21 protein-coding genes are annotated in these 23,782 nt (G+C 49.8%); 5 read left to right on the plus strand and 16 right to left on the minus strand.

From position 1 onward, the window contains the following. Positions 1 to 90: 90 nt before the first annotated feature. The 12 genes from Q0577_RS12705 to Q0577_RS12760 all read right to left on the minus strand — a co-directional run bounded on the left by Q0577_RS12705 (position 91) and on the right by Q0577_RS12760 (position 14,407). Complete coding sequence (locus Q0577_RS12705; protein WP_298736828.1) at positions 91 to 498, minus strand: cytochrome C oxidase subunit IV family protein; 408 nt, start codon at positions 496 to 498, stop codon at positions 91 to 93. A 54-nt stretch (positions 499 to 552) separates the two neighbouring features. Then, positions 553 to 1,227: a cytochrome c oxidase subunit 3 gene (locus Q0577_RS12710; protein WP_298736830.1), complete on the minus strand. Its 675-nt coding sequence runs from the start codon at positions 1,225 to 1,227 to the stop codon at positions 553 to 555. Between the two features lie 30 nt (positions 1,228 to 1,257). Beyond that, positions 1,258 to 1,821: a heme-copper oxidase subunit III gene (locus Q0577_RS12715; protein WP_298737341.1), complete on the minus strand. Its 564-nt coding sequence runs from the start codon at positions 1,819 to 1,821 to the stop codon at positions 1,258 to 1,260. A gap of 13 nt (positions 1,822 to 1,834) precedes the next feature. Further along, positions 1,835 to 2,710, minus strand: coding sequence for a heme o synthase (gene cyoE, locus Q0577_RS12720; RefSeq protein ID WP_298736832.1), 876 nt, complete (start codon positions 2,708 to 2,710; stop codon positions 1,835 to 1,837). A 90-nt stretch (positions 2,711 to 2,800) separates the two neighbouring features. Further along, positions 2,801 to 4,627, minus strand: a complete 1,827-nt coding sequence (locus Q0577_RS12725; protein ID WP_298736834.1) for a cbb3-type cytochrome c oxidase subunit I — start codon at positions 4,625 to 4,627, stop codon at positions 2,801 to 2,803. 87 nt (positions 4,628 to 4,714) lie between these two features. Beyond that, positions 4,715 to 5,731, minus strand: a complete 1,017-nt coding sequence (locus tag Q0577_RS12730) for a cytochrome c oxidase subunit II (protein ID WP_298736836.1) — start codon at positions 5,729 to 5,731, stop codon at positions 4,715 to 4,717. 95 nt (positions 5,732 to 5,826) lie between these two features. Continuing rightward, entirely contained in the window at positions 5,827 to 7,035 is a 1,209-nt protein-coding gene (locus Q0577_RS12735) for a quinol:cytochrome C oxidoreductase (protein ID WP_298736838.1), read from the minus strand. Between the two features lie 72 nt (positions 7,036 to 7,107). Next, on the minus strand, positions 7,108 to 7,746 hold the full coding sequence (locus tag Q0577_RS12740) for a c-type cytochrome (RefSeq protein ID WP_298736840.1): 639 nt from the start codon (positions 7,744 to 7,746) through the stop codon (positions 7,108 to 7,110). A gap of 81 nt (positions 7,747 to 7,827) precedes the next feature. Further along, positions 7,828 to 8,421, minus strand: coding sequence for a DUF3341 domain-containing protein (locus Q0577_RS12745; protein ID WP_298736842.1), 594 nt, complete (start codon positions 8,419 to 8,421; stop codon positions 7,828 to 7,830). 51 nt (positions 8,422 to 8,472) lie between these two features. Continuing rightward, complete coding sequence (gene nrfD, locus Q0577_RS12750; protein ID WP_298736843.1) at positions 8,473 to 9,909, minus strand: NrfD/PsrC family molybdoenzyme membrane anchor subunit; 1,437 nt, start codon at positions 9,907 to 9,909, stop codon at positions 8,473 to 8,475. 79 nt (positions 9,910 to 9,988) lie between these two features. Further along, the gene (locus Q0577_RS12755; protein ID WP_298736844.1) at positions 9,989 to 13,048 is read right to left on the minus strand and encodes a TAT-variant-translocated molybdopterin oxidoreductase; all 3,060 of its coding nucleotides are present in this window, start codon (positions 13,046 to 13,048) and stop codon (positions 9,989 to 9,991) included. An 87-nt stretch (positions 13,049 to 13,135) separates the two neighbouring features. After that, complete coding sequence (locus Q0577_RS12760) at positions 13,136 to 14,407, minus strand: c-type cytochrome (RefSeq protein WP_298736845.1); 1,272 nt, start codon at positions 14,405 to 14,407, stop codon at positions 13,136 to 13,138. A gap of 284 nt (positions 14,408 to 14,691) precedes the next feature. On the opposite strand from Q0577_RS12760, the gene Q0577_RS12765 reads away from it, so the two are divergent. From Q0577_RS12765 to Q0577_RS12775, 3 genes are all read left to right on the plus strand, one after another. Next, positions 14,692 to 15,471: a copper resistance protein NlpE N-terminal domain-containing protein gene (locus Q0577_RS12765; protein WP_298736847.1), complete on the plus strand. Its 780-nt coding sequence runs from the start codon at positions 14,692 to 14,694 to the stop codon at positions 15,469 to 15,471. A 359-nt stretch (positions 15,472 to 15,830) separates the two neighbouring features. Further along, on the plus strand, positions 15,831 to 16,394 hold the full coding sequence (purN, locus tag Q0577_RS12770) for a phosphoribosylglycinamide formyltransferase (RefSeq protein ID WP_298736850.1): 564 nt from the start codon (positions 15,831 to 15,833) through the stop codon (positions 16,392 to 16,394). Positions 16,395 to 16,447: 53 nt separating this feature from the next. Further along, complete coding sequence (locus tag Q0577_RS12775) at positions 16,448 to 17,116, plus strand: hypothetical protein (protein WP_298736851.1); 669 nt, start codon at positions 16,448 to 16,450, stop codon at positions 17,114 to 17,116. A gap of 9 nt (positions 17,117 to 17,125) precedes the next feature. Here Q0577_RS12775 and Q0577_RS12780 read toward each other — a convergent pair whose 3' ends face one another. Together Q0577_RS12780 and Q0577_RS12785 are read right to left on the minus strand one after the other, a co-directional pair. Beyond that, on the minus strand, positions 17,126 to 19,402 hold the full coding sequence (locus Q0577_RS12780; protein ID WP_298736853.1) for a TonB-dependent receptor: 2,277 nt from the start codon (positions 19,400 to 19,402) through the stop codon (positions 17,126 to 17,128). A gap of 156 nt (positions 19,403 to 19,558) precedes the next feature. Then, positions 19,559 to 19,966 carry a MerC domain-containing protein gene (locus Q0577_RS12785; protein WP_298736854.1) on the minus strand — a complete coding sequence of 136 codons (408 nt, stop codon included), beginning with the start codon at positions 19,964 to 19,966 and terminating at the stop codon, positions 19,559 to 19,561. Positions 19,967 to 20,093: 127 nt separating this feature from the next. Between Q0577_RS12785 and Q0577_RS12790 the strand changes: the two genes are divergently transcribed. Further along, complete coding sequence (locus tag Q0577_RS12790; RefSeq protein WP_298736855.1) at positions 20,094 to 20,720, plus strand: SCO family protein; 627 nt, start codon at positions 20,094 to 20,096, stop codon at positions 20,718 to 20,720. 27 nt (positions 20,721 to 20,747) lie between these two features. After that, complete coding sequence (locus Q0577_RS12795) at positions 20,748 to 21,176, plus strand: transcriptional repressor (protein WP_298736857.1); 429 nt, start codon at positions 20,748 to 20,750, stop codon at positions 21,174 to 21,176. An 83-nt stretch (positions 21,177 to 21,259) separates the two neighbouring features. On the opposite strand, the gene Q0577_RS12800 is transcribed toward Q0577_RS12795, so the two are convergent. Both Q0577_RS12800 and Q0577_RS12805 read right to left on the minus strand, forming a co-directional pair. Beyond that, on the minus strand, positions 21,260 to 22,981 hold the full coding sequence (locus tag Q0577_RS12800; RefSeq protein WP_298736858.1) for a M3 family oligoendopeptidase: 1,722 nt from the start codon (positions 22,979 to 22,981) through the stop codon (positions 21,260 to 21,262). An 89-nt stretch (positions 22,982 to 23,070) separates the two neighbouring features. After that, complete coding sequence (locus Q0577_RS12805; RefSeq protein WP_298736861.1) at positions 23,071 to 23,748, minus strand: DUF5606 domain-containing protein; 678 nt, start codon at positions 23,746 to 23,748, stop codon at positions 23,071 to 23,073. Between the last annotated feature and the right edge of the window lie 34 nt (positions 23,749 to 23,782).

Genomic DNA, 23,782 nt, shown 5'->3' on the forward strand with positions numbered 1-23,782 from the left:
GCAACGGAACCAATACCGCCAACATTAATCCTATGACTGCCCTGCGAGAAATAGCCTGTCTTTTTTAATATCTGTAATAAATTCCAATCATTAGTGATGCGCATGCGGAGCTTCCACAGCAGCAGGCGCTTTAGGATTGCCCGGAGCCAGATCCTTACGCATATTCTTCCAGGAATCGCCATCTGCCAGGAACGCGATGATAAACCACACGAACAGCATCAGGGGGATCAGTATCGTCAGTATCAGGTTCTTGATCTCGTGACGCAGGTGCATAAACTCCGCTACGATGAAGAAAGCCTTAACAACCGTCAGACCCAGGAAGATAGCATTCAGCACCAGCCTGCTCGGGAAACCGGTTTCCAGGTGCAGGAAAGCCAGTGCGATCTCAACAACTGTTATACCTAATAAGATCCAGAATGTTTTCCAGATGGTCTTCACAGCAGCATCGCTATGCCCGTGTTGCTCATGTTCTGCTGCAGCGGTATGTGTATGTTCCATTACGAATGATTTTTTTAAAATTCCAAAATTACAATTAGATCCTCTCCGCCAGGTTTACAGCAGGTAGAAGCAGGTAAACACAAATACCCAAACCAGGTCTACAAAGTGCCAGTAAAGGCCTACTTTCTCCACCATTTCATAGTGACCGCGCTGCTCATAGGTACCTTTCAGTACATTGGCCAGGATCACGATATTCAGCACCACGCCTGATGTTACGTGCAGGCCGTGGAAACCGGTGATGGTAAAGAAGAAGTTGGTAAAGTTGGTAGAAGCAACAGTGCCATCAACATTCAGGAAGGGATTGCGGCCCCACCATGCGCCTGCATGATAAAGGTGCGTCCATTCCCATGCCTGACAGGCCAGGAAGGCAGCGCCGCCAACAATCGTCCAGGACAGCCATTTCACTACGCCGTTACGATCTCTCGTATGACCGGCGTGTACGGCCAGCACCATGGTTACAGAGCTCATGATAAGGATGAAGGTCATCAGGCTCACAAACACCAGCGGCAGGTTCATGTGACCCATGAACGGAAATGCATGGAACACGTCATTGGCATCAGGCCAGGAGGTGCTCATGAAACGAATAGTACCGTATGATATCAGCAATGCGCCAAAGGTGAATGCATCTGACATCAGGAAGTACCACATCATCAACTTTCCGTAGCTCACATTAAAGGGAGAATACCCTCCACCCCACCATTTTTTCTTCGCTGTAACTGCTGTATCCATTTTTTACTTGTAATTGAAAATTTATAAAGTTTATCTAGCGATACTCAGAAATATCAGGAGGTAGATCCAGAGCGCGTCTACAAAATGCCAGTAGAGCGAGGCCACCTCGATGGGTACTGCGCTGTAAACGCGCACCCTTGTTCTGAATGCCCTGCCAAACATGATCAGCAAGGCTACTACACCACCCAGCACGTGCAACATGTGCATACCTACGATCACATAAATGAAAGAAGCTGATACCGGCCCGCTCAGCGGTAAACCCCGGTCGCTCATCTGGGCAAAACCAGCACACTGGAATGCCGCAAATATTACACCCAATACCGCAGTAAGGGTGATCAGCTGCTTATATCGTTTCATGTTACGCTCCTTGAACTGCTTTACCGCCATCTGGATGGTAACACTGCTGATCAGGATCACGGCAGTGGATATCCAGAAAATGTGGGGCAGCTCAAACGCCAGCCAGTTGGCTTGCGCGCGCTTTACAACGTAGGCACTGGTAAACCCTATGAACATCATACTGATGCTGCCCATAGCAATCCATAGGGAATATTTGTGCGGATGTATTTTTTTACGTTGTACGCTCATTGCCTGCATCACTCCTCTGATTTTATACTTTATCAGCCAGCAAAGCCAGCTGCACTACTGTCAAATAAATATAAGAGCCGAACATCAGCTTCCTGGCAGCAGGCACGTCTAATTTCCGGTACAGCACAATAGCACGGTACAGGAAAAATACCCCGGCCAGGATACAGATCACGGCAGATATGCTGCCGGTCAGCTTCAACAGGTAAGGCGCAATGCCCGCCGGTATCAGCAGCAACGCATAGGTTACAGCCTGAAGCGCGGTCATCTTGTTTGGTCCGCCAGCTGCCGGCAATAATTTAAAGCCTGCTCTTGTGTAGTCCTGGTGCGCTATCCAGGCAATGGCCCAGAAATGCGGGAACTGCCACAGGAACTGGATGGCAAACAATGCCCAGCCGCCTTCACTCAGACTGTCTGCTCCTGCCGCCCAGCCAATGAGCGGCGGCAATGCACCCGGAATAGCGCCCACCAGCACCGCCAGCGAGTTCCATTTTTTCCAGGGCGTATACACAAACCCATACAGCAACAGCGAAAACAGGCTCAATGCAGCGCTCAGCCAGTTAAAGGCCAGGGCCATGATGGCTATACCACCCGCTCCCGTGATCACTGCCACCACCGCCGCTTCTGTTTCAGAAATGCGGCCGGCCGGTAGCGGACGGTTAGCGGTACGGGCCATCAGCTTGTCTGTATTTTTTTCCAGTATCTGGTTAATGGTATTAGCCGAACCAGATACCAGCAGCCCACCTGCAAATAGAAAAAGAACTTTCAGTAAACTGAACTCCACCTCTGGCACCAGCAGATAGCCCCACACACTTGAGAACACCACCATGAAAGTGAGGTTAAACTTCATCAGCTGAAAGTAATCCCTCGCTTTACTGGCTACTGCATACGAAAATGACAACTTTATGGAGTTTTCTTGCAACACTTATCTGACTATTCGCTGTCAGCTACTAGCTGCTAAAAGCTAATAGCCAACAGCTGATTTGATTTATCAATGTTTCGATTCGTCCGGAGATACAGGTACCGTCTGCGGTATAAAGTCATGACCATCTTTACTGTAGTCATATGCCCAGCGGTGTACTTCCGGAATTTCACCAGGCCAGTTACCATGTCCCGGATGAATCGGGGTGGTCCATTCCAGTGTAGTGGCATTCCAGGGGTTGGTAGTAGTAAGCTTCCGGCCCTTGAAAATGCTATAGAAGAAGTTGAACACGAACAGCAGCTGTGTGGCAAATACGATAAGCACCACAATACTGATAAACTTGTTCAGCTCTACAAACTGTTTGAAAGACTCCCAGTTGGAGTAGTCAAAATACCTTCTGGGCATACCCGCCATACCTTCATAGTGCATAGGCCAGAAGATACAGTAAGCGCCTACCAGGGTGATCCAGAAGTGGATATAACCCAGGGTATTATTCATATAGCGGCTGTACATTTTGGGGTACCAGTGATAGATACCGGCAAACATACCGAAGAAGGCAGATACACCCATTACTATATGGAAGTGCGCGATCACGAAGTAAGTATCGTGCAGGTGAATGTCGATAGAAGAGTTACCCAGCCAGATACCGGTCAGACCACCGGAGATAAAGGTGCTCACAAAGCCGATACCAAACAGGGCAGCCGGCGTAAAGCGGATATTACCTTTCCAGATAGTGGTGAGCCAGTTAAACACCTTGATGGCAGACGGTACGGCGATCAGCAGTGTTAACAGTACGAAGAATGCACCCAGGAACGGGTTCAGACCCGTAACGAACATGTGGTGCGCCCATACCAGGAACGCCAGGATAGCGATAGCGAACAGGGAGCCCACCATTGCCAGGTAACCGAAGATCGGTTTGCGGGAGTTTACCGCCAGTACCTCAGATACCATACCCATCGCAGGGAGGATGATGATATATACTTCCGGGTGACCCAGGAACCAGAACAAGTGCTGGTAGAGGATGGCGCTACCGCCTTCGTTAGACAATGCCTTACCGGCTACAAACAGCTCGCTCAGGTAGAAGCTGGTGCCTGCGTGACGGTCAAACAGCAGCAGGATGAAGCCAGACAGCAGTACGGGGAAGGATAACACACCCAGTACAGCGGTGAAGAAGAAAGACCAGATGGTCAGCGGTATCTTGGTCATGCTCATACCTTTGGTACGCATGTTCAGGATAGTAGAAATATAGTTCAGGCCACCCAGCAGCTGCGAAACAACGAACAGCGCCATACTGGTGAGCCAGAGGTCCATACCGATCTTGGAACCGATAGAAGCATCGCCCAGGGCGCTCAGCGGAGGATAAGCCGTCCAGCCGCCGGAAGCAGGACCTGTCTGCACAAACAGGGAAGCCACCATTACCAGGCTGGCCAGGAAGAAGAACCAGTAGCTCAGCATGTTCATGAAAGGAGAGGCCATGTCACGTGCACCCACCTGTAAAGGTATCAGCAGGTTGGAGAAGGTACCGCTCAAACCGGCAGTCAATACAAAGAACACCAGGATGGTGCCGTGCATGGTTACCAGTGCATAGTAAGCTTCCGGCGTAATATGGCCGCCTTTAGCCCAATGGCCCAGGATGGTTTCCAGGAAGGGGAAAGATGTATCCGGGAAAGCCAGCTGCAATCGGAATATTACAGAAAAAGCAGCGCCTATGATAGCCCAGATAATACCTGTGATCAGGAACTGCTTGGCGATCATTTTATGATCCATACTGAAAACATACTTCGAAATGAAGCTGTCTTCATGATGTTCGTGATGCCCGTTGCCATGGTCGTCATGTGCCACTGTGCCATGCGTTACCTCATGTTGATGACTGTGCAAGGTTGCTTCGTTACTCATAATCGGTTCTGTTTATTATAAAGCCTTCGCCTGGCTAAAGGGTTCGGGCTTATTGCTTTTAAGTGTTTTTGCCTACAAATTTACGTCTTAGTCAATAATAGCAGCCACGGCTTTCTGGGTGCTGTCTTTAGCGGCCTCCTGTTGCGGAGCGGCTGGTGTGGCAGCGCCATGCGCCAGTTCATATTGTGATTTCTGCTTGGCCACCCAGGCATCGAATTCTTCCTGGGTTTCTACCACAATGTTGGCTCTCATGGAATAGTGACCGGCGCCGCACATCTGGTCACAGGCGATCTCGTAGATAAAGTCCGGGTTACCGGTCTTCTCTTTCATCTGTGCTGTGGTAAATTTAGGCGTGATCCACATGGTGGTAGGGATACCGGGTACCGCGTCCATCTTCATACGGAAGTGAGGCAGACCAACATCATGCACCACATCGCGGGAACCGATGATCAGTTTCACAGGTTTGCCCACTACCAGGTGCATTTCGGTAGCCATGAAGTCGTCTTTATTCAGCTGATCGTCCCAATCCTGGCCAACAGGGTTGGTAGCGTCATTGATGTTTTTGTAGAATTTGCTGCCCAGCTGGCCGTCTTTACCGGGGTAGCGGATCAGCCAGTTGAACTGTTTACCGGTGATCTCTACCACCATAGCGTCTTTGGGAGCTTCTGAGGTGATACGGAACCAGTGACGGAGGCCGATAGCCACCAGCACGGTCAGCGCAATGGCAGGTATAACTGTCCAGATCACTTCCAGCTTGTTGTTATGAGGGAAGTAGTAGGCTTTCTGGCCTTCTCTCTCCTGGTATTTGAAGGCAAACCAGAACAGGAGGATCTGGGTGATCACGAACACGATACCGGTAATGTAAAGTGTCCACATGATCATGTTGTCAATAGAATCTCCCTGTTCAGAGGCGGCTTCTCCCAATATCTTACCTTTCAACAGCTCATTACAGTAATATACGCCTATGAGTCCCAGCACCAGGAAAGCGATCAGCAAAAAGCCGTTAATGCGGTTGTTCTGCTGGCGGGCCTTCTTTTCACCCTTCAATATGGACACATATTCGCTCGCCTTCGCGATCTGGAAGATAACTACGAATATGAGCACAACAACTAAGACTGCTAAAAAACCTGACATTGCTATTTGAAATAATTAAGTTATCTAATGCTTTACGTTGTTTCTAGTTCCACTTTAGCCCCTCATCAGGTGTGGTGTACAATACTTTCTTTCAGATAAGGATGATTCTTCGGAACCAGTGGAGCTTTTGCCAGCTGGTTGATCACCACGAAAATGATCACCCCAACAAAACCCAGCCCCAGGCCCAGCTCATACCAGGGGAAGTGCAGCTCCTGCACGGTGCCCGGCATTACCATCTGGAAGAAGTCCAGCCAGTGACCAAAGATGATCAGTATGGCTATATAAGTTACCGCTGTATAGTTACGTTTGGTATCGCGTTTCATCAGCAGCAGCAAAGGCAGGATAAAGTTGATGATCAGGTTCAGGAAGAACACCGGGCGCCATTCGCCCCATACGCGGGGTTTGAAGTACTCGGTTTCTTCAGGCATGTTGGCATACCAGATCAGCATGTACTGGGAGAACCACAGGTAAGTCCAGAAGATGCTGAATGCAAACATGAATTTACCCAGGTCGTGCAGGTGCTCTTCATTCACAAATGAAAGATAGCCCTTGCCTTTCAGGTAGATCACGAACAACGCAATCAATGACAGGCCGGATACCCAGGTGCTTGCAAATGTATACCAGCTGTACATGGTAGAGAACCAGTGCGCATCAATGCTCATCAGCCACAGCCAGGGAGTGGTAGAACCAACGCTCAGGGCAAAGATCACTGCAAAACCGCCACACCATACCGTGTTCCTCCACAGGATACGGCGGCCGGATTCGGGAGACAGGTCCCAGGTATCTTCCTGCAGCGACATGTTACGCAGCTTTACAGTGAAGAAAGCCCAGAGGCCGATCGTAATGATAGTGGCGGTAGTATAGAAACCTTTGCTCAGGAAAGCAGATTTCCAGCTCAGCACACGGTCATGTTTCACATGCTCTGCATTTACCCAGTGGTAGATGTGCTCTTTACCACCAAACACAATGATCATCAGTACAATGAAAACAATGGCGCCCAGTACAGGTACTGCCATTGATATAGCTTCCGGTACGCGGCGGAAAGCGATCTGCCATCCCCCGTGCGCCAGCGTAGTAGCTGCAATAAAGAAAGTACTGGCCAATGTTACCAGCAGAAAGAAAGTACTGTTCTGCAAAATGCCAGCCCAAAAACGGGTAGACCCGTGCTCGCCGTGAAGCGCCACTAATCCGATCAATAATGTGAGTACGCCAATGCCCATCAGCACGAAACTGGCTGTTCTCAATTTTGCTGGTATTACAAATTGGTCCTTCATTTGTTACTAATTTGTCGAAATTTTCTTGCTAGTTACTTACCGTATTTATATGGATCTAAATACTATTCCTGTTTATTTGTTTGATGTGCTGTCTCCGGTTGCGGCAGCTGGTCCTGCAGCCGGTGTTGCAGGCGCAGCATCAGGCAGCGCAACAGCTTCTCCACCCTGTACGCTCTTGATGTAAGCGGCTATCTTCCAGCGCTGTGTTCTGTCCAGCTGGCTGGCGTAGCTGCCCATCGCGTTCCATCCATAGGTCATTACGTAGAACAGCCTGCCCTGGGTGTAGTGGGATTTAGGACCACCTGCAGCCAGGTTAGCCGGTGCCGCGGGATAAGGACCATCACCGCCTTTATACAGTGGACCGTTACCATCCAGAGAGGTACCGTGGCAGATACCGCAGTAGATGTTGTACAAACGTTTTCCTTCTGCCAGATCAGCCTCTGTAATAGTCAGCGGGTTCTTAATAGTATTAGCCAGCGCAGTATCACCTTCCTTCACATGGTAAGGCAGTAATTCTCCTCTCTTAACTGTTCCTTCCACAGGCTTCAGGCCGGCCAGGCGCGGGTTGTAGAACTCGTATGCACGGGATTCATACATATCCGGCATATAGATCCTGCCGGGCTTTCTGTGGTTTTCTCCTGTATTACAGGCCGCCAGTAAAGCTCCGCCTGCCAAAGCAGCTACTACTAATATGTTGGAAGTCCTTTTCATTTGAAGTAGTTCGTCTTTTATATTGTCAAATGGAACCTTTCGATCTCATCTGAGCGCTTTCGTCTTTTTACTCGTTTTCAATTATGCATTTAACGGAGCCGGTTGCTCGCTGAACAGGCGGTCTTCGCGGTCAAAGCGGCCCAGCCACCATCCGGTTTCAGCACGCTGCTCATTGATCTCCTGCGCACCAACACTGGCCAGGAAATTCTTCACATCCTCTGCAGAAGATTTGGCAGTCACCTCAATGGCCATTACAAACTTATCGTCTGTCTGACGCGGGTGGAAAATGTGCTTCTTCACAAAAGGCGCTATCTGGCAGAGATAGCAGAAAGTAAGCACCATACCTACTGCAGAGAACAGTACCGTCAACTCAAAGGTAATGGGGATGAACGCCGGCAGCGGGAAATGCGGCTTACCGCCAATGTTCATCGGCCAGTCACTGGTAAATACCCAGCTCATGAAAGATAATGCCGTAGTAGTACCGGTGATACCGTATATGAAACCGGCTGTATGCAGGCTGGTCTCTCTCAGGCCCATGGCATGATCCAGGCCATGCACCGGGAAAGGAGTGTATACGTCATGGATCTTGTATCCTGCGGCACGTACCTTCTTTACTGCCGGGAATAACACCGCCTCATCATCAAAAACACCTACAACAAAATTTTTTGCAGCCATATGTTGAAAAATTCAAAGTCTGATTAATAGTTGTTAGTTGCCGGTTGCCAATTAGTGCGCATGTGCTACATCGTGCGCAAACTTATCAGCATCCTCCGTTTCGTATTTCTGCATTTTATCCTTAAAGCTTTCGCCGGATGTCTTCAGTACGTGCTTGATCTCAGCTACTGCGATCACCGGGAAGTATTTGGCGAACAGGAAGTAGCAGGTAAAGAACAAACCGAATGTACCCATGTAGAAACCAACCTCAGGCCAGGACGGACGGTAGTAAGACCAGCTGGAGGGCAGGTAGTCACGGTACAGTGAAGTACAGATGATCACAAAACGCTCAAACCACATACCGATGTTCACGATGATAGACATAATGAATGTTACCATTACGTTTCTTCTCATCTTACGGAACCAGAACACCTGCGGCGTGATCACGTTACAGGTCATCATGATCCAGTAAGACCAGCCCAGCGGACCGGCAGCGCGGTATTTGTAGAAAGTGTCAAATTCATATTGTACACCGCCATACCATGCCATGAACAGCTCGGTGAGGTAAGCGCAACCTACGATAGAACCTGTCAGTACGATCACCTTGTTCATCGCCTCCATGTGGCCGATGGTGATGTAATCTTCCAGGTGTAATATTTTACGTGTGATGATCAGCAGTGTCTGCACCATCGCGAAGCCGGAGAAGATCGCACCCGCTACGAAGTAAGGGGGGAAGATGGTGGTGTGCCAGCCCGGGATCACAGAAGTGGCAAAGTCAAAAGATACGATGGTGTGTACGGAAAGTACCAGCGGAGTGGACAAACCAGCCAGCACCAGTGATAATGCCTCATGACGCTGCCAGTGTTTGGTAGAGCCGGTCCAGCCGAAAGATGCGATACCATACAGCAGTTTACGCAGTTTGGTTTTAGCCCTGTCACGCACGGTGGCAAAGTCAGGGATCAGACCTGAATACCAGAACAGCAGTGATACCGTGAAGTAGGTAGAGATCGCAAACACGTCCCACAGCAGCGGAGAGTTAAAGTTTACCCACAGCGGGCCACGGGTGTTGGGATAAGGCAGTACGAAGAAGGCCATCCATACACGACCCATGTGGAAGATCGGGAACTGACCGGCGCACATTACCGCGAAGATGGTCATCGCTTCTGCCGCACGGTTCACCCCTGTACGCCATCCCTGGCGGAACAGCAGCAAGATAGCGGAGATCAGCGTACCGGCGTGACCGATACCTACCCACCATACGAAGTTGGTAATGTCCCAACCCCAACCGATTGTTTTGTTCAGATTCCACACCCCGGTACCGTAATACACCTCCCAGGTCACAGAAAACACGCCAAACGCTAAGAGTGACAGCGATATGAAGAAGCCCACATACCACAATTTTCCGGGCTTGGCTTCAATGGGGCCGATAATATCTTCGGTTACCTTGTGATAATCCTTTACCCCATCAACTAAAGGTTCTCTCAGTGTGGATTCGTACTTTAAATGCATAGTTCTTAAAGCTTTTAGCTGTTAGTTGCTGACTAGCAGCCCTTATCTTTTTTTTGATCTGATCTCTGGTTTATCCTGATTATCCGTGATGCGCTGCTTCGTGATGACCGGCTTCTGCCTTGGGAGCAGCATCCTTGTTACGGATCTTAGCCAGGTAGTTGATGGAAGGCAGTGTATGTGTTTCTTCCAGCACATAGTACAGCCTGTCCTGCTGTTCCTGGGTACGCACCTGGTAGATGCGGCTGTCCTTGTCATTCACGTTACCGAATACGATGGCGTCTGCTGCGCAGGCCTGCTGACAAGCAGTTTTGGCTTCGCCATCCTTCACGGGGCGGCCTTCTTTCTTGGCAGTCAGTTTAGCGTCCTGCAGGCGTTGTACGCAGAAAGAACATTTTTCCATCACACCGCGGCTGCGTACTACTACGTCAGGGTTCAGCACCATGCGGGTCAGGTTATCGTTCATATCAGCTACATCGTACAGGTTGTTTTCGAAGCTGTCTGCACCGTTCCAGTCTCTCCAGTTAAAGCGGCGAACTTTATACGGACAGTTGTTGGCGCAGTAGCGGGTACCGATACAACGGTTATATGCCATCTGGTTAATACCTTCAGAGCTGTGGTTGGTAGCAGCTACCGGACAAACATTCTCACAGGGAGCATTATCACAGTGCTGGCACAGCATCGGCTGGAACACCACTTCAGGGTTGTTCTCATCGCCGCTGAAGTAGCGGTCAATACGCAGCCAGTGCATTTCGTGCGCCTTGATCACCTGCTCTTTACCTACCACGGGAACGTTGTTCTCTGCAGTACAGGCCACCACGCAGGCGCCGCAACCAAAGCAGGTATTCAGGTCTATAGACATACCCCATTTGATGCCGGGGTAAGGATAGTTCGGATACAGGGTAGCATCTGAACGGAAGTCTGCACCATATTTGCTCAGCTCAGCACGATCTTCATTCACCTCTTTCGGGTTCTTGATGAACTCTTCCAGGGTGGTTTCTTTAATGATCGGGCGGCCTTCGTAGCTGTTATGCGTCTGGGTAAGACCAATTTGATAAGTAGCGCCGGTTGCTTCTACAGCAGCATCAGCAGCAAAGTAGTCAAAGGTCTGACCGTTGTAGCTAACAAAAGGATAAGCGTTCTTACCGATGTTACCGGCAGCCCTTCCGGCGTTCAGGCTACGGCCGTAACCTACGGCGATAGCGATCACTTCGGGATGGATACCAGGCACGATCAGCAGCGGCAGCTCGATCTCTTTGCCGTTAGCTTTTATTTTCAATACTTTCTTGTCGGCATTGATCTCGTAGTCATCGCCCAGCTCTTCGTTGAAGGTCTTAGCCAGGGTGTTGGACACACAGGCGTAGTTGTCCCAGGTAGAGCGGGTGATCGGGTCGGGCATTTCCTGCAACCAGGGGTTGTTAGCCAGTTTACCGTTACCGATGGCTACTTTTTCATACAGTACCAGTTCAAACTTACCGCCTTTTTTGGCGCTGCTGATCTTTGCGGTAGCAGCGGCCACATCGCCGGTAAAGGCAGCGCCAGCCAGGGCAGGAGCAGTGGTGGGCTCAATTACGCCGTCCTGCAGCGCTTTGTCCCATGCTTCCTGTCCGCCAAGTTTAGCGATCCATTCGTTCTTCAGGTAATCTACCCAGTTGGTAGTGTTGCCGCTCCAGGAGAGCAGGCTATCTTCAAATGCGCGTGTTTTGAACAGGGGCGCAATAGTAGGCTGTGTAAAGCTGAAGTAACCGGTTTTACCTTCTGCATCGCCCCAGCTTTCCAGGAAGTGGTGGTCAGGTGCAGCGTATTTAACCAGCTCAGTGGTTTCGTCTTTACGGTCGTTGAAAGAAACGGTGAGTTTAGCTTTCTTCAGACCATCGGCAAAACGTTTGGCATCGAAATAATCGTACACAGGGTTTACACCGTGAATGAACAGTGCGCCGATGCTGCCTGCATTCAGGTCGTTCACCAGCTGTGCCATATCACCGTCAATACCCTGGCGGTAGTTGGAAGTAACCGCCCAGTCAATGGTAGTACCGTTAGCGCCTACCAGGTTGTTGATGGCGTTTACGATCAGCTGTACGTTCACATCGTTGGAGCCGGATACCACCAGTGCTTTACCCTGGCTGGCTTTCAGCGCGCGGGCGGCTTTGGTGATACCATCTGCCAGGCGTTTGTCTGCTATGCCGCTTACTGCACCGCCGTTAACGGCATTGTACAGGGCCAGTGCCACAGCACCGGTTTCGGAAGGTTTGTGTGTAAATCTTTCGTCGGCATTGGCGCCGGTAAGGCTCATCATGCTTTCGAAATGGAAATGTTTGCTCATTTCCGGTTTCGCTGCATTGATCTTACGGGTAGCGCCGTATTGTTTGGCAAATTCAGCCGGGCTTAACCAGGTTCCGAGGAAGTCTGCACCCAGGCTTACTATTGTTTTTGCATTTTCGAAGTGGTAAGAAGGCAGTACTCTTTTACCATAGGCGGCCTCGTTAGCCAGCAGCATACCGGAGTAGGATACTGCATCGTATGTAACATGGCGGGAGCCGGGATATTTAGCCAGGAACTCGCCGATCACTTTCTTGGTAGAGGGGCTGAGAATGGTAGAGGTAAGCAGCACAACCGGCTGACCGCCCAGGGCGCCTAAAGCGGCTTTCACCTGTTTGTCCAGCTCTGCCCAGGTGGTTTCCGTACCGTTGATGGTAGGATAACGCAGGCGGGCAACATCGTACAGGCTCAGTACCGCAGCCTGTACCTTGGCAGTGGTAGCGCCACCGGTTACAGAGCTGAGGGTATTACCTTCTATTTTGATAGGACGGCCTTCGCGGGTCTTTACAACTACGGGCACGAACTCGCCATCTACGGCGTACGTAGATGCATAATAGTTAGGTACGCCGGGCGTGATTTCTTCCGGCTTATTTACGTAAGGAATGGCTTTTTTAACCGGTATTTCACAGCTGGCTGCTATAGTAGCGGCAGCGGTGGTGAACCCCAGGTACTTCAGAAAGTCCCTGCGGGGTGTTGTAGCATTCAACAGGCTTTCGTTTTCATCAAAGGGCAGTTCTTCCCGGAATTCATTCTTTACGATTTCCTGGTGTCCTTTGGTATCGTGCAACTCCTCCAAGCCTTTCCAATACTTTTTCTGCTCCATGTTATTTATTACGAGTTACGTGATTTATTAATTTGATTTCATGAGGCAGGAAGTGGGATATGTAATTCACTTCCTTCTATCATACTATTAATAGTGACATTTCTGACATTCAGTACCGCCTACCATTTCAACAGTCACGCTATCGATCCTTCCGGCTTTAACATCCTGATGGAATTTCTCGAATATGCTGTAGTATTTGTTGTCGGCAAATTGCACCTTGGTAGTACGGTGACAGTTGATACACCAGCCCATAGACAGGTCAGCAAACTGGTGCACCTCGTCCATGTCCTGTATGGCGCCATGGCAGGTCTGACACTGTTGCTTACCAGCCACCACGTGTTGAGAGTGGTTGAAGTATACGTGGTCGGGCAGGTTATGGATCTTGGTCCATTCTATAGGTTTACCGGGTTTGGTATATTTCTGCTGATCAGCATCCCAGCCAACATAGTCATACAGTTTCTGGATCTCTGCAGTGCCGTTGATCTTTTTACCTTCTGCAGTGAACAGGTCAGGACCACTGTAAGTGCTGATGGACTTGTGACAGTTCATACAGATATTTTCAGAAGGGATCATGGCGTGCTTGCTCTTCTCGGCGCCGGCGTGACAGTACAAACAGTTGATCTGGTTAATACCGGCATGCACTTTGTGTGAGTAGTGGATAGGCTGCTCAGGCATGTAGTTCTGCTGGCGGCCAAGACCAATAGCGCCGTTGATAGTGAAGTAACCGCCCACAATGAACAGTACAACAATAGCCAGGGCGATATAAGCTTTATTTCTGTAGAAAGGTACAGGTTCGGGAGTGGCAACACCGTCTTTATCTGCAGCCAGCTTATTCAGGTTGCTGTTGATCTGCATCAGGATCAGCGCTACAATAGCAAGGATCAGGGTGATGATACCAAACAGCAGGCTGTTGTCACTGCCTTCTGCAGATGCTGCACCTTGTGGACCTGCATCGGTTTTAGGACCGCCTGGGCCTTTAGTGCTTTCAACTGCGATAAAGGCAAGGATATCTTCAATATCTGCATCGGAGAAAGAAGGGAAAGCAGGCATGGCCTGGTTATTATACTCCTTATACAGATTGTTTGCATACTGATCACCAGTGGCGAGTACGGCAGCGGAGTTGTGGATCCACTGATGTAACAATTTCTTGTCAGCCCATCTTGACTCAACGTCCTTCAGAGCAGGACCCGTCACTTTCTTATGCACATTATGGCAGGATGCGCAATTCTGTTGGAATAATGTCTTACCCTTGTTCGGATCTGCCGCTTGAGCTGTCGAAACCGAGAGAACAAGACCGGCGCACAGGATAAGAACACTCACAAATTGCTTGCGCAAACGAATGGAAACACGACGATACACAGCCTATTAGTTTAGATTTGACCTTAGTTTCTTTAAAAGTGCCAGCAAAAATAAGACACAATGTTGACAATTTATCAACAATTAAAAAATTATTTAGTTGCATTGTTGAGTCTTTTATCTATACATAAAGACTTCGGAGGGATTATTTTATGATAAATATCATGTAATAAAAAAACTCATATATGAGCACCGAAGGCATAATATATATATGGTGTCCGAATGTGCTTTTTTTGCCCTGATTTGATGTAATTTTAACTGGCTCGCTTACCAAAAACCATTTCCCCATGAAGTACCGGACCTTTCTTTTTGCAGCCATCCTCGGAATAATGAACGCCTGTGGCGGAGGTGGCGAACAGTCCGCACGGTCAGACAGCACCACGGTTTCCCCTTCCGGCCAGCCTGGCAAAGACATTTCCAGCCCCGCCAGTAAGGCCGCGGGCGCCTACCAGGGTACCCTGCCCTGCGCCGACTGCCCGGGTATTGATTACCAGCTAAGCCTGTATGAAGACCAGCGCTACCAGGAGCTGATGGTATACCGCGGCCGCAATGATGGCCGCGCCGTTATAGACACCGGCATGTGGAACATGAAGAACGACTCAATTATTGAGCTGGCAGGCCAGCAACCGCATCAGTTCCTGTTTGAAGACGGTAAGCTGTACCACCTTAACCGGGAAGGCCAGCGCATTACCGGCGCCCTGGCAGATAATTATATATTAAGGCCCGTAGGCGGCGAAGGCAATTACCGCCAGCTAAGGGAAAAGGCGGCCGCCGGCGTCGATTTCCACGCCACCGGCAATGAACCCGGCTGGGTGCTGGAACTGGACCGTAAGACCATCCTTTTCCAGGACATGAACGGCGACTCCCTGCGGGTACCCACCCCCCGGCCCCACCCCAATACGGATACCCTGCGGGTATATACCCCCAAACATGAAAAGGCCGAATTCATTATTACCATCCGCCAGCGCGCCTGCACCGACGACATGAGCGGATACATGCGGCCCTATACCGTAGAGGTGCAGTTAAAAGACAAAAACTACCGGGGCTGCGGACAATACCTGCGTTAAGCCCGTTCCCCCTTCATTAACATCGCATACAATCCTCGTAAGAGCCGCATCAGCCAGGTGCGGCTCTTAATATTTATTGCCTCGATGGTTTAGGGCCATTCCATGCATCAACCATCCCTGTATCTTATTAAGTTCTTGATATTCCGTATCTTATAAGAAAGGAATGAACAAGGGATGAATAAGGGATTAATAAGGGAATATAAAGGAGACATCTCCCATCAAACATAAGACTGGCATAGGTTTCCACCCTGTTCGGTGGAAGACCTCATTAGGAGCCGCTATGGAAGGGATGAGGAGGGCGCCCGAGGAAAAGCCGGGTTTAACCGCTAACTTTGCGCTGGAAAAAATAATATTGAGCCTTGAAAAATATCGCCATCTTTGCCTCAGGCGCCGGAAGTAACGCACAGAAGATCATCGACCACTTTAAACAATCCGCAATAGCCAGGGTAACGCTCATCGTTTGTAACAAACCCGGTGCCGGCGTTTTACAGATAGCAGAAAAAGAGGGCATTGAGGCCATCCTGATAGATAAGGAACAATTTTTTCATTCGGACAGGTATGTACAGGAGCTGCAACAGCGGCAGATAGACCTGGTTGTACTGGCCGGGTTCTTATGGAAGGTACCTGCCAACCTGGTACAGGCATTTTCCAACCGTATCATCAATATTCATCCCGCTCTCTTACCCAGATACGGGGGCAAAGGTATGTACGGGCATTTTGTGCACGAGGCAGTGATCAATGCGAAAGATGCGGAAAGCGGTATCACCATCCACTATGTCAACGAAAAATACGATGATGGCGCCACCATATTGCAGGAACGATGCGTAGTATTACCGGACGATACGCCAGCCTCTCTGGCAGCAAAGATACAGGTGCTGGAGCATACCTGGTACCCGGTAATTGTGGAACGATTATTGTCTTAAAAATGGGCCGCAGCCGGCTGCTCTCATCCGTCAATTTTGTCCTCATGTTTGCTATGAAGAGAACTATACTTGCATTATTGACCGCATGTGGTTTCTGCCTGCATGCCCAGGCGCAAAGCAAGCCAGCCAATACTTTCAGCAACAGCACCTATATAAAGGTAAACCCCACCACCCTGATCAACGAACTGGATATCTACGTTGAACAGGAGCTTACAGAAAAGCTAAGCCTGGAAATAGGCATTATAGGCATTTACACCGATTACCCGGATTATTACCTGGCTAAAAAAATAGATTTCGGACAAAAGAAACCCAACATCAGCACAGAACAGTTTGTGGAAGGCCGCGGACTTGGTTTCAGGGCGGGATTGCGCTGGTATCTCTTTTCCATCTATGAAGGCGCGCTGCGGGCGGGCGGTACTTATTTTGAACCGATCCTGTTCTACAAAAAAGTGTTCTACCCCAATGAAGATATGGAGATCAATGGCGATAAATACACCAGGTCTGCCAGTAAGAATGTGTATGGCTTACAAATGCTGCTGGGGCGCCAGTTCACCAAAGGCAAGATCATATTTGACCCCTATATAGGGCTGGGTATCCGCAGCAAAATATACCACTACAATAACTTCTTTGACACTAACGGCCAGGTGCAAACTGATAACAGCCGCCTGGTGAGCGTACTGCCCAGTATACACATGGGAGTTAAGCTGGGACTGAAAATGTAAGTTTGTCTATTAATCCGTTACTGTCCAGCGTATGCCCAGGAAACCACGAATGCCCTGGTTAGACGCGTATACGTAGTTGGTGTCAAAGGTCAGCGCGTAGGGATTATCGGCCGTAGGCAGCACTCTTCCCTCCGCATCATACACCACCTGTTTGTCAAAGGGGTCAAAGGGGCGGGCGATAGCGTCTCTGCGGGGCCTGAAGTTCAGCAGGTTCTTTACTCCTCCATACACTTCCCAGCCACGGGGAAACTTTTTGGTAAGCTGTATATTCTGCAGGCTCCATACCGGAGAATTGGCCGGACGCGGGTCCAGCTTGTTCTGCAGGGGCAGCTTCATTGGCCCGTATATATTGCCCGTATAGTCTATTGCCAATCCTACACGGGGAAAACTGTAGGATACCGTCCAGGTGCCGGTGAACTTTTCTGTAAGCATAGGCCTTTCGCGCAAAGACTTTCCTCCTTCATCCGTTATCGTATACACATCCATAAATGTTGCGCCGGCAATCACCTTCAGAGGGAAAGAGAAGGCCAGGTCTGTGTTCAGGCTGAAGCCCCTGGATACCGCATAGCCGTTGAGGTTATTGTACAGGATGCTGTCCTGTCTGGAATAATCCGGGATGATCTTGTTGCTGAAGCGGGTGTAGAAAGCAGACATGTCCAGTCCCAGGAAAACATTGTTAAGATTGATCTTCTTCACATAGTTCAGGTTCACATTCCAGCTTTTTTCCGGTTTCAGCTGATCTTCTATCACCACCGTCCGCGCACCTGTCAGCGCTGCGTGGTCTTCTGTAAAGATGGACACCACCCGGTAGCCGGTGCCTACGTTCAGGCGTACCACATTCTGCTCATCCGGCGCCCATTTATAGGCAAAGCGGGGCGTCAGGATATTGCCGTGAATGGAATTGTAGTCGTAACGCATACCCAGCAGCAGGGTATGGCGGCTATTCAGTTTGATCTCATCCTGCACGAAAACCCCGGGCAGGTAGGTATGGTTAGCGGTGGGCGTAGCCACGGTGTTATCGTCATAGTACGTGTAGCGGAAGGGAAGGCCGGCCAGCAGGTTATGTTTAGCCAGCTGCTTATCCCAGGTGAACTGGCCAAAGGCTATTTTCTGATCTGCCAGGAACCAGTTGTTTCCGTAGGCGGCATTCTGGTCATGCCAGTTAAAGGAGTACTGGAACATGATCTTTTCCCTAACCGGCAGCTGGTAGGAACCGATCAGCTCCAGGCGTTTGGTGCGGATGCTCTCCCCGTAGATACTATCTGTTCCGCGCCAGTGCGGGGTCCATTGTGTTTGTCCGCCCCAGCGGTCTTCGTAATAATAGCGGGCCGCTACAGAAGCGATACGCTGTTCGCGGCGCGGGAAGATCCATTTGTTGAAGACGGAGATCCGATGCTGCAGGGTTACATCTGTAAAGCCGTCGCCGTTGTTATCTACCGGGTGCTGGTAGTTAAAGTAGTTAACGCCCAGCAGTCCGCGTGCCTTGCCTGTATTGAAACGCAGCCCCAGGTCGGCATTATATTCCTGCCAGGAGGTACTGAACACATCGGCGGTGAGCAGGGGGGCTGTAGCGGGGTCCCTGGTGATCACGTTGATAAGGCCAGCTACTGCCTCAGAGCCGTATAAGGTAGAGGCGGGGCCTTTCACAACTTCCACGCGTTCTACCAGGCTGTTGGGAATACCAGACAGGCCGTATACGGTAGAAAGGGCGCTGACAATGGGCATGCCGTCTATCATCACCATGGTATAGGGCCCTTCCAGTCCGTTAATATGAATATCTCCCGTATTACACACATTACAGTTCAGCTGGGGCCTTACGCCGTTGATGTTCTGCAAAGCGTCGAAGAGGCTGGGAGTAGGGTTCTTGCGGAAGAACAGGGGCGTGAATACATCCACAGGCACGGGGCTTTCCATTTTAGACACGGGCCGAAGGGTACCCGTTACCACCACTTCATTGAGGCTGGAGGCGGTGGGCTGCAGGTGAATGTCCAGCCGCAGCGTGTTACCCGTTTTTACCTGTACGGGTTGGGTGTGCTTTACATAACCTACGGCGCTTACCTGCAGTACATGCCTGCCGCCCGGTACGGCCGGCAGCTCATAATTACCTGCTTCGTCTGTTACGGTGCCTGTTTTAATATCCGTAAACCCGATGCTGGCAAAAGGTACAGGCTTACCATCCGCCAGTACGGTTCCTTGCAGTTTCCCGCCCGCAGCAGTTTGCGCCTGTACACTGCCAGCTGTTAACAAATAAAGGCCCAGTATGTATAGTAGTATATGTTTCGCCATCTAAAAAATTTATCATGGCAAAAATAAGTTTTGAAACACAGTTATTCTAAATTATTATTTAGGCTAGTCTAAATTAAAGATTAGAACAATAGCTTTCCGGGCCCCTTATTCAAGTGAAGGATATTATATTTTACAGCGGAAAAATGAATGCCATGGTCACGGGGCGATACCGTCTTTATTACAGATGCGGCAATGCCTGCACTCCCGCAGGTTCCACACATGGGCAATAATGACCAGGATCGCTCCGGCGCTTATCAATAGCGCCTCCAGGTTTTCCGGCGCCAGGAAGTGGCCTGTGAGCAGCAACACAAAACCCAGGGCAAACAGCAGGAGGGGTTTGGCTGTGTGATGATGATAGCGGTAACCCCTGAAAAGAGAGATACAACCCACCAGGAAGGTGCAGCTCAGCAGCGCGTACTCCAGCTTTTCATTGCTGAACATTTCCAGTCCGAGTAATGGCAATACGGTCATCATTAAGGGTAATACAGCGCAGTGCAGGGCACAGATCAGGGAAGCGCCGATACCCAATACATCCAGGTTCAGTTTACGCAGGCGGTCTGACATACAATCCGGTTTCGGGTGGTAGTAATATTGAGGAGGCAAAGCTAGGGAATTACCTGCAACTAAGTTGCATATTTCTTTTACTTGCTAACTAATCAGTACCTTTGCTACAGATAAAAAGACTGGCTTTATGTCAAAAAAGACGATTTTTTACGTGTTGTTCTTCGGTTTGCTGAGCGTGGCCTTTCTGGGGTACGCCGGCTGGGTGATAAAAGGAGAAACGGGTACTTTCTTCGGTAAGGAAAAGCTGCCTGTACTGGGAAGTCCCGGGCACATAGTGGGCGGATTCTCTTTTGTGAACCAGGAGGGGAAGACCATCACCAGCAACGACGTGAAAGGCAAGATCTATGTGGCAGAGTACTTTTTTACTACCTGCACTGGTATATGCCCCAAAATGAACAAGAATATGGAAAAGGTATATGCCAGGTATAAGGACCAACCTGATTTCCGCATTCTTTCCCATACGGTAGACCCGGATCATGACAGTGTACCTGTGCTGAAAGCCTATGCTGAAAAGCATGGCGCCGATGCGCGGAACTGGTGGTTCATGACAGGCACCAAAAAAGAGCTGTACAAACTTGCCAGGCAGGGATACATGCTGGACGACGGCACTTACACCGGCGAGGAGGACTTTGTGCATACGCAGTGGTTTGCACTGGTAGACGGGGAAGGCCGTGTAAGGGGGCTGTATGAAGGCACCAAGGTATCAGACGTAGATAAAATGATCAATGACATAGACCGGTTGTTGAATGAATAGCTTTAATGTGCTGTCAATTTTCTGATCATGGTTAAGAACAACAGAGAACAGATCCATCATTTATTGCGGAACAGTCACCTGAGCGTTACTGAAACCCGTGTGAAAATACTGGAGCTCTTCATGAAGAGCAACGGAGCCCTGGAACACAGCGATTTTGAAAAGAAACTGGGACAATCTTTTGACAGGGTGACCATCTATCGTACCCTGCAGGCGTTCCTGGATAAGGGCATCATCCACAAAATTCCTACTACAGATACTTCCGTAAGATATGCCTTGTGCAAGTCGGAATGTTCAGAACATGATCATCACGATCATCACGTGCATTTTAAATGCGAGGAGTGCGGCACTACCCTTTGCCTGGAAGAGACAGATGTACCCAGCATACAATTACCCAAAGGCTATGCTGTACATAATGTGGAGGTGGTGGTAAGTGGTGTTTGCAAACAATGTAAATAACGTTTGAAAGCTTGAGGGTTTGAAAGTTTGAAGGGTGCTTACGAAGCTTGCCCCATTATACTTTCAAACCCTCAAACTTTTAACTATCCTATTGCGTCCATTTCTTTTTTAACGAAGTCTGCCAGATCCTTCACATAGGCAGGTGAAAAATCAAAACGGATACCTGCTGCTTTGTATAATTCGGGTAGCGTTTTGGTGGCGCCGAGGCTGAGCGCTTTCACGTAATTATCCAGGGCTGCCTGTTTGTTCTCCTTATACTGTTTCCACATAGCGATAGCCCCTAACTGCGCAATACCATACTCAATATAATAGAAGGGCACTTCAAATAGGTGCAGCTGCCGTTGCCAACCCATGGCGCGGTAGGTTTCCAGGCCACTCCAGTTCACTACTTCAGGAGAGAACTCGTCCAGTATGCTTACCCAGGCGGCGGTACGCTCTTCCACGGTATGCTGTGGGTGTTCATATACCCAGTGCTGGAACTTATCGATGGTAGCGATCCATGGGAATATGGTGATGGCGCGCTCCAGCTGCTGGCGTTTTGCGCGTTGCAGCTCTTCCGGGTTGCTGAAGAAGATGTCCCAGTGATCCATGGTGAAAAGCTCCATACTCATGCTGGCCACTTCTGCAATTTCCATGGGGTACTCTTTAAAGGCGCTCAGTGGAAGCGCGTGGCTCAGGAAGGAGTGTACTGCGTGACCGCCTTCATGCACCATGGTGGTAAGATCTTTCATCTGGCCGGCGGCATTCATGAAGATGAAAGGCACACCGGTTTCTGCCAGCGGGCAGTTGTAGCCGCCGGGGGCTTTGCCTTTGCGGCTTTCCAGGTCAAGACGGCCCATCTGCTGCATTACACGGAGGCAGTTACCGAAGAAGGGTCCCAGCTGGTCAAAGCAACCAATCGCTTTATTGATCAGTTCTTCGCCGGTGTGGAAGGGCTCCAGCGGTTTAACACCCGCCGGTTCGGCTTCTGTATCCCAGGGCCGCAGGGTGTCCAGCTGTAATTTAGCCTGCTGTTTTTCAAGAATGTTCTTTACCAGGGGCAGTATATTTTCTTTTACTGCCGCATGGAACTGGAAGCAATCTTCTTTTGTATAATCAAACCTGCCCAGGTCTTCAAACTTATAATCGCGGTAGTTGCTGAAGCCTGCGTTGAGGGCTACCTGGTGGCGTTTGGCAACCAGAGAGCTGTACAGCTCATCCAGCGTTTCACGGTCCTGCAGGCGGCGCTCATAGGTTTTGCGGAACACTTCTTCGCGCAGGGCGCGGTCGCTGTTTTCCAGGAATTTGGCGGCCTGCTGCAGGGTATATTCCTGACCGTTTACTTCGATGGTCATCTTACCGTTCACCACGCCGAACTGCTGGGCCATTACGCTCAGTTCTGCCTGCAGGGGAACGTTCTCCTCGCGGAACAGCTTTACCTGTTTATCTACATTGCGGAGGTAGGTGGCAAACTCAGGGCCCAGTTCTTTGGTAAAGGGGCTGTCCAGCAGTTTACGGTTCAGCGCATCTGCATAAGGTTGCAGTTTGGGCTGTATTTCCATGAAGAAATAAGTAAATGATTCTTCCAGCTCTTTGCTGGTGGTGTCGCAGGTCATCCGGATCTGTCGCCAGCAGGCGTCTTCACTCACTACCGCTTCCAGCTCGCTTACATCTTTCAGCCATTGCTCCAGTTCGCCGGTGTTATTGATGGGGCGTTCTTTGAGGGCTTCGTAATAAGGCTGCAACGCTTCCCAGGTGCTAACGGTAAAGTTTTCCGGGAGGAATTTGCGCGGCAGCTTTTCAATATTTGCGTTTAATGTGTTCATCTTACTAAAATAGCAAATTCCGGGCTTTGCCCGGAATCTGGTATGTTAAAGTTGTAAGTTTCAGTTGTTTTTCAACAGGCAGCCAGCACTTATTCTTCTGTCTTCTTTTTACGCGTAGTTTTTTTGGGTGCAGCTTCTTCCCCTTCAGCGGCAGGTGTTTCTTCCTTCTTGGCCTTTGTTGCTTTCTTAGCCGGCTTTTCTTTTTCTGCCGGTGCGTCTGCGGATGCTTCTTTATCCTTGGCAGCAGCTTTAGGCGCTTTGGCTTTCTTAGCCGGTTTTTCTGCGGCTGCTGCTGCAGGCTGTTCAGGCGCAGCTGCTGCTACGGGTGCTGCTGCTTCAGCGGCTTCACCACCACCGTTCTCTTCGCCGGCCAGGATCTCGTCAAACTTCAGGAGATCATTGGCTTTGAGGATGGCGTACCATTTCACCATCTTCTTCATATCGCTCACATATACCTTTTCTTCGTCGAAGTCGGGGTATACGTTTTTGAAATACGCCTTGATAGCATTATTGTCGGCTTTGGCGGGTGCCAGTGGATATTCAGCTTCTTTTTCCTGCATGGCTTTAAAAACCTCTACCAGGTTTACATTATCTCCGGTGGTAAATACTTCAATACTTTCCAGCGGGGTAAAGTTATGGACGCGGGAGGAAACAAAACGGGTGCTTTTGTCTTCGAGGGAACGGACAATAGCGCCATCCTGTTTGCTGGCTAATAATTGAAACAAACCGCCTAAACCGGTTACTGCAACAATTTCTCTGTACTGCATGTTCAAATTTTTAGTAGGGAGCGCAAATATAAAT

Origin of the sequence: uncultured Chitinophaga sp. (assembly GCF_937898475.1) — a bacterium.
In the GTDB taxonomy this organism is placed as follows: Bacteria; Bacteroidota; Bacteroidia; order Chitinophagales; family Chitinophagaceae; genus Chitinophaga.

What these genes read in the sequence shown, in the direction of transcription:
- Q0577_RS12765 (WP_298736847.1), top strand. Translation starts at nt 14,692, where the DNA reads ATGAAGTACCGGACCTTTCTTTTTGCAGCCATCCTCGGAATAATGAAC.
- nrfD (WP_298736843.1), bottom strand. Translation starts at nt 9,909, where the DNA reads ATGCATTTAAAGTACGAATCCACACTGAGAGAACCTTTAGTTGATGGG.
- Q0577_RS12785 (WP_298736854.1), bottom strand. Translation starts at nt 19,966, where the DNA reads ATGTCAGACCGCCTGCGTAAACTGAACCTGGATGTATTGGGTATCGGC.
- Q0577_RS12745 (WP_298736842.1), bottom strand. Translation starts at nt 8,421, where the DNA reads ATGGCTGCAAAAAATTTTGTTGTAGGTGTTTTTGATGATGAGGCGGTG.
- Q0577_RS12755 (WP_298736844.1), bottom strand. Translation starts at nt 13,048, where the DNA reads ATGGAGCAGAAAAAGTATTGGAAAGGCTTGGAGGAGTTGCACGATACC.
- Q0577_RS12795 (WP_298736857.1), top strand. Translation starts at nt 20,748, where the DNA reads ATGGTTAAGAACAACAGAGAACAGATCCATCATTTATTGCGGAACAGT.
- Q0577_RS12805 (WP_298736861.1), bottom strand. Translation starts at nt 23,748, where the DNA reads ATGCAGTACAGAGAAATTGTTGCAGTAACCGGTTTAGGCGGTTTGTTT.
- Q0577_RS12740 (WP_298736840.1), bottom strand. Translation starts at nt 7,746, where the DNA reads ATGAAAAGGACTTCCAACATATTAGTAGTAGCTGCTTTGGCAGGCGGA.
- Q0577_RS12780 (WP_298736853.1), bottom strand. Translation starts at nt 19,402, where the DNA reads ATGGCGAAACATATACTACTATACATACTGGGCCTTTATTTGTTAACA.
- Q0577_RS12725 (WP_298736834.1), bottom strand. Translation starts at nt 4,627, where the DNA reads ATGAGTAACGAAGCAACCTTGCACAGTCATCAACATGAGGTAACGCAT.
- Q0577_RS12735 (WP_298736838.1), bottom strand. Translation starts at nt 7,035, where the DNA reads ATGAAGGACCAATTTGTAATACCAGCAAAATTGAGAACAGCCAGTTTC.
- Q0577_RS12775 (WP_298736851.1), top strand. Translation starts at nt 16,448, where the DNA reads ATGAAGAGAACTATACTTGCATTATTGACCGCATGTGGTTTCTGCCTG.
- Q0577_RS12705 (WP_298736828.1), bottom strand. Translation starts at nt 498, where the DNA reads ATGGAACATACACATACCGCTGCAGCAGAACATGAGCAACACGGGCAT.
- Q0577_RS12800 (WP_298736858.1), bottom strand. Translation starts at nt 22,981, where the DNA reads ATGAACACATTAAACGCAAATATTGAAAAGCTGCCGCGCAAATTCCTC.
- Q0577_RS12715 (WP_298737341.1), bottom strand. Translation starts at nt 1,821, where the DNA reads ATGCAGGCAATGAGCGTACAACGTAAAAAAATACATCCGCACAAATAT.
- Q0577_RS12710 (WP_298736830.1), bottom strand. Translation starts at nt 1,227, where the DNA reads ATGGATACAGCAGTTACAGCGAAGAAAAAATGGTGGGGTGGAGGGTAT.
- Q0577_RS12790 (WP_298736855.1), top strand. Translation starts at nt 20,094, where the DNA reads ATGTCAAAAAAGACGATTTTTTACGTGTTGTTCTTCGGTTTGCTGAGC.